Source organism: Ruminococcus bovis, assembly GCF_005601135.1.
Lineage (GTDB): Bacteria > Bacillota > Clostridia > Oscillospirales > Acutalibacteraceae > Ruminococcoides > Ruminococcoides bovis.
On record NZ_CP039381.1, the window covers coordinates 2,281,491 to 2,294,673 of the forward strand.

The following is a 13,183-nucleotide window of genomic DNA, read 5'->3' on the forward strand; positions in this document are numbered from 1 at the left end:
GCTAAATTAATACCACACTTACCTTTAATTATACAACTTTTCTTAATTCAAATAATGCAATAATAGAATTATTATATCTTTTTATACTTTTTCTGCATTTTCTTATTTCTGAAAGTATGACCTTTAGTATAAATAACTATTAGTATTACAACTATAATAATTACTGCAACAACAATATACCAAACATATGACGGAATTGAATTTAGATTAAAGCACCTTACATTAATCCACATTTGGTTCATTCTCTTATTTTCATCACTGTTAAAGAACATCATTACTGCACAACGGTTCAAAATATCTTCTGTCGGATATTGAGCAAACAGTTGTCTTTTTGTTTGGTCTTTTGTTGTCTTTAAAATATAATTTTTATCATCGGAATTACCTGTAAAGAAGAAACCTACAGGATAATCAACTGAATCTTCATCATCTTCTGCACCGTAGTTCCAATTAAGATATTCAAAAATTCTATTGTCATTTCCACCTGAAATACAACTAGTATAACCGATATAGTACATATTACGAATAACATTATCAGGTCTTGATACAAAGTTAATAAATGACTCAGCAACTTGTTGCTTTTCTTTATCACCGTTAATACCTTGCTTTAGCATTACCCAACCGTCACACCATAGATTTGAACATTCCTTAGGTACTGCATATTCAAGGTAACAATTGTCTTCTTCAGCTTGGTCAAGGCTATATACTGCATCTCCTGACCATTGGAAATTAGCAACTACTTTACCTGACACCATATCGGATTTACCACTATCAGTTTCAAATGAATAAACATTATCCTTGATACCTTGCAATCTTTCCTCAGCTTTATCAACTGTTGATTGAGAAGTATCATTCATTAATTTAGTGATTCGTTCATTATAGTTTTTAGAATTCTTAAATTCACTTGTTGACATTTTGTCTGAATTTATAAGACCTAAAACTGCAAAATAACTATCTCTAACACTATCTTTAATAGTGATTTGTCGGCTATACTTTTTATTTTCAAGTATCTTCCATGTTGAAGCATCTTCTGTTGATACAACTTTAGGGTTATATACAAAGCCCATTGTACCCCACATATAACCGGCTGAATAATCACTCCACTTTTTGTTATCAATCTTAGTTGTATCCATTAAGTTTTTGATATATGGAGAAACACCTTTTGCATAATAATTGTACTTATTACTTGTATCGAAAAATTCCTTTGACAAAGGTACTAACATATCTTCATCAATCATTTTCATACCCATATAATCAGAAGGACAAACTAAATCAAAATTATCACCTAGAGTAATTTGGTTATATAAATCCTCATTTGTACCGTAAGTTGAATATTCTACTTTAACCTTTTTACCATAGGTTTTGTAATACCAATTTTCAAAATCAGTAATCATAGAATTTTTACCGATTATATCACCACTATCAAGGTCAATGGTATCATCTTTGTCCCAATTACCCTCATCAATATATTCTTCGCAATTTGAAATTCTAAGGGTAATAACATCATTATCTTTTGCAGATACTGACATAGGCAAAATGAAAATAGATGCAGTTATTAATAGCACAACTAAAATAGAAATTAATTTTTTCATCTACTTTCACCTACCTTTTTATTTGTTCTGAAATAATTAATCAAAACAATTGAAATAACTATTGCAAGAATAATAGTAGATAATGCCCACAAAGCGGTTTTAATATTTGTTTGAGCACCTTTTGTAGCATTTACTACATAGGTACTGATTGTATTAAAAGTAGCAGGTTTTGTGTATGTTGTAACAAAATAATCATCCAGTGAAAGTGTAATTGAAAGCATAAATCCTGAAACTATACCCGGCATAATCTGAGGAATTACAACCTTAAATAATGCCTTTGATGGTGTTGCTCCTAAGTCTAGAGCTGCTTCATAAAGGTTATTGTCCATTTGCATAAGTTTAGGTACAACAGAAAGATATACAAATGGTGCACATAAAGTTACTTGACCTATAACAAGTGGAATATATGTGCTTTTATCAATACCAAAAGCAACAATTAGCAAAATACAAATTGAAAAACCTGTAACTACATCTGCATTAACAACAGGAATTTGGTTAGCATTTCTGATAAATGCTTTTGGTAATCTTTTGGAATAAAACGCACCGATTGCACCACTAGTGCCTAATACAACTGCAAGTATAGCAACAACTAATGCAAGTACTAATGTATCTACAATCATTTCTAACAGTTCTTTTGTAGTAAACAAGGTTTCATAGTTATGAAGTGAAAAACCTCTAATAGCACCGATTGTTGTAGAATCTGTAAAGCTATAAACTGCCAAAATAATAATCGGCAAGTATATTGCTAACAGTACAAGGAATACCCAACTAGCTGAAAGTATCTTTTTTATCATAGAGAAGCACCTCTGCTTTCTCCAACACCATCACCAAGTCTGTTGGTAAATATAGTCACAATAAAGATAATAACAAGAAGTACAATAGAAATCATTGAACCATTGTGCCAATCATAGGCGTTAAAGTAACTACCGATTAAACTACCCATAATATATGTGCTATTGTACAGCATATCAAGTACAACATAGTTTGTCATTACAGGTAAGAATACCATAGTAACACCACTGATAATACCCGGCATTGAAAGTGGTAATGTTACCTTTAAGAAAGTAATTCTATTGTTAGCACCTAGGTCATTAGATGCCTCAAGGAGTTTCTTATCTATCTTTTCAATTGTTGTATATAAAGGTAAAATCATAAAAGGTAAGAAGTCATATGTCATACCGATTATAGTATTTAAAAATGGATGGAAAGCTAGGTTACCCTCTATTGCAGTTAAAATTTCTTTTAATGCTGTAATTCTTAATGTGAAGTTAATCCACATAGGCATAATAAAAAGCATCAAAAGAACTGATTTCCTTTTTAACTTAGAATTGGCAAGTATAAGTGCTACAGGATAAGCAATTAATAAACATACTGCTGTAGTAACTAAAGCAGTAAACATACTATAAAGTAAAGTACCTATAGTGTTACTGTCAGTAAAGAAATCTGTAAAATTAGAAAGTGTAAACTGACCCTCACCATTAGTTAAAGCATAATAAATAATTACAAGCAAAGGTGCAATAACAAACAAAACAAGAAACAATCCGTATGGAATACAGAGTTGTTTACGAGAAAACTTAAACATTTTTCAACCTCCAAATGATGATTACTTTAATTTCAATGTAATATTTTCTTTAGGAATAATCAGACTGACAAAGTCATTTTCATTCCACAAGTCTTCATCATCAAATATGAAGTCATATTCGTTTTCTGTTCTAACAATATACTGATAGTGGTCACCTTTATAAATAAGTGAAATAATATTACCGGTAGTACCACCCTTATCAGCATCATCACTCATTTCAATTGAACCAAATACAGGGATAGAAACTGAAACTTCTTTGCCTACTACATCAATTTCATTACCCATTTCATCAACAAGCACATCATCAACATACTTGGAATTTGGATAAAGCTGAGTAAGGTCACATTCAAATTCACCATCAGCAAATTCAACTGTATTGTGCTTTGTGATAACACCCTCAAAGTCATTAGTAGTAAGGTTATTTTCAATCAAATGAATACTATCAGGATCAATATCAATAGAAATTGTGTCACCTACAACTGCATTGTAAATTGAATGGATAACAATTTCATTATCACCTGAAAGAACTGTAATTTCATAATGAACACCTTTAAATACAACAGAGTCAACTACAACATCCATCATACCCTCACCCTTAGGTTTCATTACAATATCTTCAGGTCTAACAACTACCTCAACCTTAGTTCCAATATGGAAGTCATCAACACAAGTAAATGTATGGTCACAAAACTGTACTTGTAACTTATCGGTAACTTTACCATTGAAAATATTACTTTCACCGATAAAGTCAGCTACAAATGCATTCTTTGGTTCGTTATAAATTTCTTCCGGTGTACCAATCTGCTGAATTACACCATCCGACATAACAACAATTTTATCAGACATTGTAAGTGCCTCTTCTTGGTCATGAGTTACATATATAAAAGTAATTCCAAGTCTTTCATGCATTGCCTTTAATTCAATCTGCATTTCTTTACGCATCTTAAGGTCCAATGCACCTAAAGGTTCATCAAGTAAAAGAATCTGAGGTTCATTTACAATAGCTCTTGCAATAGCAATTCTCTGTTGCTGACCACCAGACAAAGTATCTACAGAACGCTTTTCAAAACCCTCAAGGTCAACTATCTCTAAGGCTCTCTTAACCTTTTTATCAATTTCCTTCTTAGAAAGCTTTTCTTTACGAGTGATAATCTTGCCATTATCTTTCTTGTAAGTAACTTCATTAGTTTTTAGCTTTAAGCCAAAAGCAATGTTATCATATATATTAAGATGTGGGAAAAGTGCATATCTCTGAAACACAGTATTGATAGGTCTTTCATATGGAGGAAGATTACTTATGTCCTCACCTTTTAAAGTGATCTGACCCTCAGTAGGAATTTCAAAACCTGCAATCATTCTTAGTGTAGTTGTTTTACCACAACCTGATGGTCCAAGAAAGGTTACAAACTCACCTTTCTTAACTTCCAAATTAAAATCCTCAACAACCACAACATCATCAAAAGATTTTCCAACATTTTTAAGTTCAATAATATTCATTGAATTAGATACCTTAGACATAACAACCTCCTTATTTATTACCCGTCTAAAAAAACAGAGGAAAACTCCTCTGTTTACATTTAAAATTATACACAAATTTTCACATATAGTCAATGAATATAAAGGATTATTAATGTAAATTTAATATAAAAATAAAAGTACAGAGAATACTCTGTGCTAAAAGGACAATATATGACAAGAAATCAGGAATTTTTCTTATCCCAATTTCTAATATGTACGAAATAGAATACTGCACCAACAAGTAGCATACCACCAACAATATTACCTAAAGTAACATAGATTAATTGGTCTGTACCTGCAAAGTGCTTTAAATTTTCACACTGCTGAGCAGTAATACCAAATAGCTCTTTAGCCTTTGCAACATACTGTGGGTTAGTTGTTGCTAAAATACCTGAAGGTAAATAGAACATATTAGCAACACAGTGTTCAAATCCACAAACAACAAATAAACAAATTGGGAAAAATACTGCAAAAATTTTGCTAATTACTTCCTTAGCAACACTGGACATTAGGATTGCCAAACAAACAAGAATGTTACACAAAATACCACTAACAAAAGCAGTAGACGGAGCAAGTGAAGTCTTGCCAATTGCAACCTTAATTGTATAAGCACCTAGGCCACCACTTGATAGGTCAAACTGACCTGAATAGAAAATCAAAAAATCCATTATAAGCGCACCAAGTAAATTAGAGAAATACACAACAACAAGATTACGAATCATCTTAGATACTTTAATCTTCTTATCAAGTGCACCCATTATCATCAAACAGTTACCGGTAAAAAGTTCGCTACCGGTAAACACAACAAGCATAAGACCTACAGGGAAAATCACACCGGCTAACATTTTTGCAACACCGGTATTATCAATACCATGAACAACAACATTACTTGCTGCACCACCAAATGCAATAAATGCACCTGCCATCATACCCAAAATAAACATTTTTAGTAGTGGTAAATTTGACTTTTTAACTCCGGCATTAATATTAATATCAGCCATTTCAGCTAACATATTTGAAGTTCTTCCCAAAGTTTCTCCCCCATTTCAAATTGACATCAAGAATTATTTTATCATATATACACCTATTTAACAAGTAAAGTACATTATAAAAAATAATCATAACATATAGTCAATATTGATATAGAGAATTTCTATAAAAATTATGTGATAATCAATCAAATTCTAAATATTTAATATTAAGTTCACTTTCACTACCAACAATTGTTTCAATTTTAGATATAATTTCTTTGTAATTATCGGAATAAATAAAAATTTCAGTATGGCAAGTTGCTTGTAAAATCAAAATGAGTAAGGGAGAATGAAATGATATGTTTATTAATTGATATACATTACATCATTATCATTTATTTGATTATTCTCACAATAAGCAAACATATTTGTGCTTAGAGGAGTGCCGGAGTTTGTATCTACATATGCTGTATCATCAGCATTAATAAATCTACCGGTTTTTGAGTCATAGTATCTACTTTGGAGATAGTACAAACCTGTATCTGTATCATACACATAACCACGATAGCGGAATGGGTTAAAGTCTTTGACATGGGCATAAGTTCCGTTTCCTGAGCTTGTTTCGTTCAGAATTTTACCCCAGGCATCGTAAGTGTATTCTACTAATACATTACCACTTTCATTTACAATCTTTGTAATATCACCCTGTAGATTCTTTACATAATAATACATTGAGTCATTTATTGACATTGCCGTTACAGAGTTGTTGCTATCATAGTAGAAATATGCTACTACTCCACCCTGCATCATTGCAATCAGGTTGTTGTTATCATCATAGTAGTAATATGTAGTGTAGTTGGAATCATCCTTGCGAGTTCTCAGACCATCTGCATTATACTTGAATGTAATTTATAGTATCACGGAACTATAGGGTTACTTCCCAACTTTACGCCAATACTGTGGCAGTTGTTTTTTGATGTATAAATCAACACTAAATATTAGACCTTTGTATATAGACCATATTTTCTTTATATGAATACCCAATAAAATAAAAATCCATTAATTCATTAATCTTAATGTCTTCATTAATTCTAGATGTTCCAATATCATAAAGTATAAATCTTAAATCTTGATTAGGTATTATTTTACCATCTAGTCTACCACCAATTGGATTCATGTCAATATCAGTTTCGGAATCCCATAAAAAATTGTATATTTCACTATTTTGTTCTAAATAAGACCACCTGCTATCTATTGTACTATTAAACAACTTATTATCTTCTCTATTTAGTTCAATTATTTCAACAGTATCCCCGTCACCATGAAATCCTCCAACATCATCCGAAAAATATTTAATATTGTCAGCATTTACTTTTACATCAAGCACTTTATTTACTTTTTTTATAAAGGAATATCCAGTTTCCTTATAAGGAAAACTACAAATTAAAACCATCACACTAACAATAATAATTGATATAAAAAATACTTTTTTGGACACCTCATATCACCTTCTCGTATTGATAACAATAAATATTTTATAGGGTACAATTATACCTAAATTCTGGTCAGAAAATGCCATATTATTTCCAATCTTTATCGGCCAATTACCCGAATAATTCTCAAGTTTAAAGTCATACGTATCTTTCAATACAGTTTGAAAATATCTACTACCATTTATCCAAATCTCGTTAACAGTTGCTTCTACATGGTGCAATGCGCCGAAAAGGTCTCCAGATTTGAATGTAATTTTACTTTTTTTGTTTACGACCCACTTATTCTTATATTTTTTCCGTATTGATCTAATAAAACCTTTATACTCATTTGTTTTTTTGATTATTTTCGTAATTTTATCGTGTGATGAATACAATAGTGATGAAGGTTTATCCTTCAAACTGTGTAACAGAAATTTCGCAGAAAACTCCCATCCGTACAACTTTAAGTAATGTGCAACATTATTCTTCCAAAATGCTCTCCCTGCATCTTTTTCCTCTTTTAGTAATCGTCCATCATAATCATAATTGTTTAAACAATTATTCTCACAATAAGCAAACATATTTGTGCTTAATGGAGTACCGGAATTTGTATCTACATATGCAGTATCATCAGCATTTATAAATCTACCTGTAAACGGGTCATAATATCTAGTTTGAAGATAATAAAGAGTGGTATCTTCATCATAAACATAACCACGATAACGAAGTGGATTTAATCTCCTTAATATTGGCTCGCCTTTCTCTTCAAGAATATTACCCCAAGAATCATATACATAACTTGCATAGCTAATACCGTCTTCATCAAGAATCTTTACTATATCACCTTACATAGTATAACATCTTACCGTTATAAGATATTGCCACCGGACTGTTCTCGGAATCATAATATCAGCAATTAGATAATTATTACTATTATCTTACATTAAAGATTTTTTTAATGAATAGAATCATTTAAATAGTTCTATTTGTTTTTCTTAAAAATCAAGGTTTTCCCCTTGAGGTAGTTGTATTTCTTATTCTCAACTTTATCTATTTTAACAGTTAGTTTTCCCCATGAGTAATCATAAGAAGATGCAGAAGCATAACTTTTAAAATCAGTATATTTTTCACCATTTTCTGTGACTGTATAATATTTTCCTATATAAAAGCAATCGTACTCAACCATAACATCTACCTTATGATTGTTAATAGTTGCATTTTTACATTGATCTCCACTAGCTTCAGGAAAATTTTTGCCGTAACTTGAAAATGAAAAATTATATTCCTTACAATACCAATTTTGTTTATATTCTTCATCACTATCTAAATATGTATGCATATTATAATTTAAAAAACTAAAAAATACTGTTAATAAAATTAAAAAAGCAGAGCCAAAGATAATAACTTTAGTTGATGTTTTTAAATGCTTCATATTTACCTCGTCAAAATGTAAAACCAATTATAAAATTGCTTTTTTGTTTTTTAGCAAAAGACTTAATATTGATTGGAGTTTTATCAGTACTATAAACATCTTTGTTATATGCATTGTACTTTTTGGATTTTTTATCATACTCAATGCAATAAGTATGAATACCATTATAAAAATGATCGTTCCAAAGTGAAATAATAGCAATTTTTGCTTTTTTAATTGACTTTATAAAACGATCAAAAGTTGACTCTCCTTGGTACATGTCTCTTTTTATCTTATGAAAATCAAAATATCCTGCAATACTTAACGAGTTTGTACCCCAAAGCCCACCAAGCATATCCATATCATTCATTTCAGCCTCAAGCATAACTTGATAGAAATACTGAAATTTTCCTAAACGCTTTAAAGTGTTATAGATCGCAATAAGTTCACAACCTACACTTGCAACCGTAGCATTATTAGATCCGTATTTTAAATTTTTAACTTTCTTGTTTTTTGTCCATAGATATACCCACTAAATCTACCTAGAGCAGACCGATTGTCTTTATATCTTTTTTTAAGTTTATTATATCTTGTACAAAATGCTTGCCATGCATCAGGATAGCCCTCATACATTTTCTTATGAGCATTGTAATAAGAACTCAGATTATGATACCATTGTCCAGTATAATCTACATTGTTTACAGGATCATTTTCGCAATATGTATAAATATTATCACCTATTGCAGTACCTGAAGAACTGATAAAAGCAGTATTATCAGCATTTATAAATCTACCAGTAGTTGGGTCATAATATCTAGTTTGAAGATAGTACATTGCAGTATCTTCATCATATACATAACCACGATAACGAAGTGGATTAATTGAAGATAGTTCATCTTCTGACTGTGACAGAATATTACCCCATGCGTTATATACATAACTAGCTTTTTCATTTCCATCTTCGTCAAGGATTTTTACTATGTCACCTTGCAAATTTTTTACATAGTAGAACATTTTTCCAAAATCTCCCCTACTCAATTTTTAATGAGTAAGGGAGATTTGTTTTGATTGTTACTACTGGACAATTAGACTATTATTTTAATAGTTTTGCACTAAGTTTCTAAATAATCATCACGCAATTTTCACTTGTTATTAATGAATTAATACGGTAACAATAAGTAACAATCTTGTATCTTATACAAAAAAAGTAATCAAATCCTCAATTTCAAAAAATAACATTAAAATTACCCATAAAAGACATAAAATAGTTTTCAGCAATTCATTTCTTATTTTAAATTTAGATAAGAAATCCAACATTAATGGTACAGTTAATATGCCTAATAAAATTAAAACCACTATATCAATCATATCAAACATAAAAAGCCCTTTCTATTTGTGAGTATGATGGAAGAATTGTTTCAAATGCCACAACCCACTAGGTAAGTCAAAAAGTATGCTTTTCACTCGAAGTGCTAGTGTAACTATCATTGCAACATTTATTACAACTCCCCACCATTGTCCAAAAGAAAAATAGAATATTGCTTTTCCAATGATAAGCCCAAGTGCCCAAGCAGTAAACGATCCAAGAGCAGATCTAACAAAACCTTTAGCAATTGCAGAAACAATTGCCGCCAAACCCTTTCCGATTTTATATATAGCCTTAGCTAAATGTACCCATCTAGATGAATATCCTGTAGGGTCAAAAATATTTATTGGATTATTACGACTATATGTCATCAAGTTAGTATCTAATACACTAACACTAAAAGGAGCTAACATTAACATATTTGTATCATCAGCATTGATAAATCTACCGGTTTTTGGGTCATAGTATCTACTTTGGAGATAATACAGACCTGTATCTGTATCATACACATAACCACGATAGCGGAATGGGTTAAAGTCTTTGACATGGGCATAAGTTCCGTTTCCTGAGCTTGTTTCGTTCAGAATTTTACCCCAGGCATCGTAAGTGTATTCTACTAATACATTACCACTTTCGTTTACAATCTTTTTAATGTCGCCCTGCAAATTCTTTATGTAATAATACATTGTGTCATTGAGGGACATTGCTGTTACAGAGTTGTTGCTATCATAGTAGAAATATGCTACTACTCCACCCTGCATCATTGCTATTAAATTGTTATTATCATCATAGTAATAGTAATAAGTGTAATCAGAATTATCCTTACGAGTTCTTAAGCCTTTGATATTGTACTTGTATGTTATTGTATCTTTGGAAGTTTTTACTTGAGAAAGTTGTCTTCCGTTCTTCCACTGCATTGTCATTCCGTTACGATACTTTAGTGGATTGCCTATTCCATCATATGTTATTGTTTCTCCGTTATATGATGTTAGTTTATCTTTCCATGTTGTATCGTAACCATATGTATTTGTTTTCTTTAACGCATTGGTTGAACTGTTATAGATTTGTAATACTAAAAATATTCAGCATAAATCAAGTAAGTTATAAATCATCTCTAAAATCATAACTTTCGTCAATTACATTGATACGATGGTTATTTATATCAATAGTATTTTCGTCAATCCATTTCATATCTACAGTATCTTCATGATAATTCCAATAGATATTTCTAGTTTTGCCTGATGAATTATACACTACTTCACATCTAATGGCATAATCTGTTGTTGCATTACCACCAAATAAGTAAGCATTAACTGTATAATTTTTATTTGGTGAAACGCTGGATTCAAGAAAATCACCCTTAGGTAAATTATCCATTCCACATCTACTAAAAAATAAAATCAATATAATTGGTAAAATAAAAAATATAGAACATTTTAGTTTCATAGTTTACTCCTCTCCAATTACCATTGGAATCTGTGTTTACGATAATAATGACTCCAGTACGAATGACCAATTAATATACACTGTGTATCACGTGGATCGTCAAAAAAAGACTTCCAATATTTCCAATCAGATGTTCCAGAGATAATCTGGTATATCCCAGCTCCTGTACATAGAGTAACACTTGAAAATAGTACAGAACCTACAAATCCAAAGTGAACATTCCCCACATCTTCGGCAGTTAATTTGTCTTTAAAAAATATATAATAATCTTTTTTACTTTTTAATTTCCAAGCAGATTTGTTTTTTAAATCCCATTTTCCACCTGTTTTTACTAACTTATAAAACTTATGAAGAATATTTATTTTTCCTAAATAGCCACGCTTTCCTTGACGACAAGCATATCTATATAAATAACCTGCATTCGACATCATCAGACCAAGTAATTTATACGAAATATTAATCGCTCTATACCCATTGTAATCTACACCATTAACAGCATTATTTTCACAATAAGCGAACATATTTGTGCTTAGAGGAGTACCGGAATTTGTATCTACATATGCTGTATCATCAGCATTAATAAATCTACCGGTTTTTGGGTCATAGTATCTACTTTGGAGATAATACAGACCTGTATCTGTATCATACACATAACCACGATAGCGGAATGGGTTAAAGTCTTTGACATGGGCATAAGTACCGTTTCCTGAGCTTGTTTCGTTCAGAATTTTACCCCAGGCATCGTAAGTGTATTCTACTAATACATTACCACTTTCGTTTACAATCTTTGTAATGTCGCCCTGCAAATTCTTTATGTAATAATACATTGTGTCATTGAGGGACATTGCTGTTACAGAGTTGTTGCTATCATAGTAGAAATATGCTACTACTCCACCCTGCATCATTGCTATTAAATTGTTATTATCATCATAATAATAGTAATAAGTGTAATCAGAATTATCCTTACGAGTTCTTAAGCCTTTAATATTGTACTTGTATGTTATTGTATCTTTGAAAGTTTTTACTTGGGAAAGTTGTCTTCCGTTTTTCCACTGCATTGTCATTCCGTTACGATACTTTAGTGGATTGCCTATTCCATCATATGTTATTGTTTCTCCGTTATATGATGTTAGTTTATCTTTCCATGTTGTATCATATCCGTATGTATTTGTTTTCTTTAACGCATTGATTGAGCTGTTATAGACTTGTACCTTTTTTATGTTACCTGCGTTATCATAAGTAACAATAGTTAATCATTAAACTCATTTTTATAATATTCAAAGAATTTTTCTGCTTGACCATTAGTATTAGCAATTTTAACAAAATCAACTATATACCAAGAATAGTCATAATCCACAATAAGTATAGGAATGTTTTTAAACCTATCCCTCATTATGTCTTCATTCTGTATTTGATTGACAACCCCTGCAATTTCACAACAAAGGTCGTAATACCCAGTTGGTCCTTTACCAATATAATTCATATCATCATCGTACATAGAACTTTCATCTTCTCTAATTTCACTAATTCCTTGAGAAACAAACCATTGATACAAAACCTCTGTACCATCAACACATTCATCTTCATCAGCTAAAAAAAACTCCTCACTATTGTCCCATTCAGCAATATTCCATCTTTCCTCACTACATTCAGGAGCATTATCACAATCCTTTTCTGTATTATATAACATAACAATACTAGGAAAATTCTCAAATCCTTTGTAGCAATTATTACATTCAACTAAAATAGAAATAGCATATACATCATCTTCTGCTATTTCATTAATATGGTTTAAAATCTCTTTATACAAATATTGTTTTAACATTAA

At 30.9% G+C, this 13,183-nt stretch carries 15 protein-coding genes; all 15 read right to left on the reverse strand.

The annotated features are described in order from the left end of the window. Nucleotides 1-71 precede the first annotated feature (71 nt). The gene (locus E5Z56_RS10765; protein ID WP_138157792.1) at nt 72-1,589 is read right to left on the reverse strand and encodes an extracellular solute-binding protein; all 1,518 of its coding nucleotides are present in this window, start codon (nt 1,587-1,589) and stop codon (nt 72-74) included. Then, nucleotides 1,586-2,383 carry an ABC transporter permease gene (locus tag E5Z56_RS10770; protein WP_138157793.1) on the reverse strand — a complete coding sequence of 266 codons (798 nt, stop codon included), beginning with the start codon at nt 2,381-2,383 and terminating at the stop codon, nt 1,586-1,588. The genes E5Z56_RS10765 and E5Z56_RS10770 overlap by 4 nt, the downstream gene beginning before the upstream one ends. Continuing rightward, nucleotides 2,380-3,171 (reverse strand): ABC transporter permease, encoded by a 792-nt coding sequence (locus E5Z56_RS10775; RefSeq protein WP_138157794.1) that lies wholly within the window; start codon nt 3,169-3,171, stop codon nt 2,380-2,382. Before E5Z56_RS10775 ends, E5Z56_RS10770 begins: the two co-directional genes overlap by 4 nt. 21 nt (nt 3,172-3,192) lie before the next feature. Continuing rightward, complete coding sequence (locus E5Z56_RS10780; RefSeq protein WP_138157795.1) at nt 3,193-4,689, reverse strand: ABC transporter ATP-binding protein; 1,497 nt, start codon at nt 4,687-4,689, stop codon at nt 3,193-3,195. A gap of 182 nt (nt 4,690-4,871) precedes the next feature. Beyond that, nucleotides 4,872-5,720 carry a formate/nitrite transporter family protein gene (locus E5Z56_RS10785; RefSeq protein WP_232842446.1) on the reverse strand — a complete coding sequence of 283 codons (849 nt, stop codon included), beginning with the start codon at nt 5,718-5,720 and terminating at the stop codon, nt 4,872-4,874. A gap of 306 nt (nt 5,721-6,026) precedes the next feature. Next, nucleotides 6,027-6,470 carry an RHS repeat-associated core domain-containing protein gene (locus E5Z56_RS10790; RefSeq protein WP_138157796.1) on the reverse strand — a complete coding sequence of 148 codons (444 nt, stop codon included), beginning with the start codon at nt 6,468-6,470 and terminating at the stop codon, nt 6,027-6,029. 181 nt (nt 6,471-6,651) lie between these two features. Beyond that, nucleotides 6,652-7,158 carry a hypothetical protein gene (locus tag E5Z56_RS10795; protein WP_138157797.1) on the reverse strand — a complete coding sequence of 169 codons (507 nt, stop codon included), beginning with the start codon at nt 7,156-7,158 and terminating at the stop codon, nt 6,652-6,654. Between the two features lie 6 nt (nt 7,159-7,164). Beyond that, the gene (locus E5Z56_RS12260) at nt 7,165-7,971 is read right to left on the reverse strand and encodes an RHS repeat-associated core domain-containing protein (protein ID WP_138158003.1); all 807 of its coding nucleotides are present in this window, start codon (nt 7,969-7,971) and stop codon (nt 7,165-7,167) included. 143 nt (nt 7,972-8,114) lie between these two features. Then, complete coding sequence (locus E5Z56_RS10805) at nt 8,115-8,564, reverse strand: hypothetical protein (protein WP_138157798.1); 450 nt, start codon at nt 8,562-8,564, stop codon at nt 8,115-8,117. A 10-nt stretch (nt 8,565-8,574) separates the two neighbouring features. Beyond that, on the reverse strand, nt 8,575-8,913 hold the full coding sequence (locus E5Z56_RS10810; protein ID WP_138157799.1) for a hypothetical protein: 339 nt from the start codon (nt 8,911-8,913) through the stop codon (nt 8,575-8,577). Nucleotides 8,914-9,032: 119 nt separating this feature from the next. After that, entirely contained in the window at nt 9,033-9,557 is a 525-nt protein-coding gene (locus E5Z56_RS10815; RefSeq protein ID WP_138157800.1) for an RHS repeat-associated core domain-containing protein, read from the reverse strand. A 375-nt stretch (nt 9,558-9,932) separates the two neighbouring features. After that, the gene (locus E5Z56_RS10820) at nt 9,933-10,826 is read right to left on the reverse strand and encodes an RHS repeat domain-containing protein (RefSeq protein WP_175405480.1); all 894 of its coding nucleotides are present in this window, start codon (nt 10,824-10,826) and stop codon (nt 9,933-9,935) included. Between the two features lie 184 nt (nt 10,827-11,010). Next, complete coding sequence (locus tag E5Z56_RS10825; protein ID WP_269801948.1) at nt 11,011-11,355, reverse strand: DUF5412 family protein; 345 nt, start codon at nt 11,353-11,355, stop codon at nt 11,011-11,013. A gap of 17 nt (nt 11,356-11,372) precedes the next feature. Continuing rightward, entirely contained in the window at nt 11,373-12,413 is a 1,041-nt protein-coding gene (locus tag E5Z56_RS10830) for an RHS repeat-associated core domain-containing protein (protein WP_175405482.1), read from the reverse strand. Nucleotides 12,414-12,604: 191 nt separating this feature from the next. Then, nucleotides 12,605-13,180: a hypothetical protein gene (locus E5Z56_RS10835; protein ID WP_138157804.1), complete on the reverse strand. Its 576-nt coding sequence runs from the start codon at nt 13,178-13,180 to the stop codon at nt 12,605-12,607. Between the last annotated feature and the right edge of the window lie 3 nt (nt 13,181-13,183).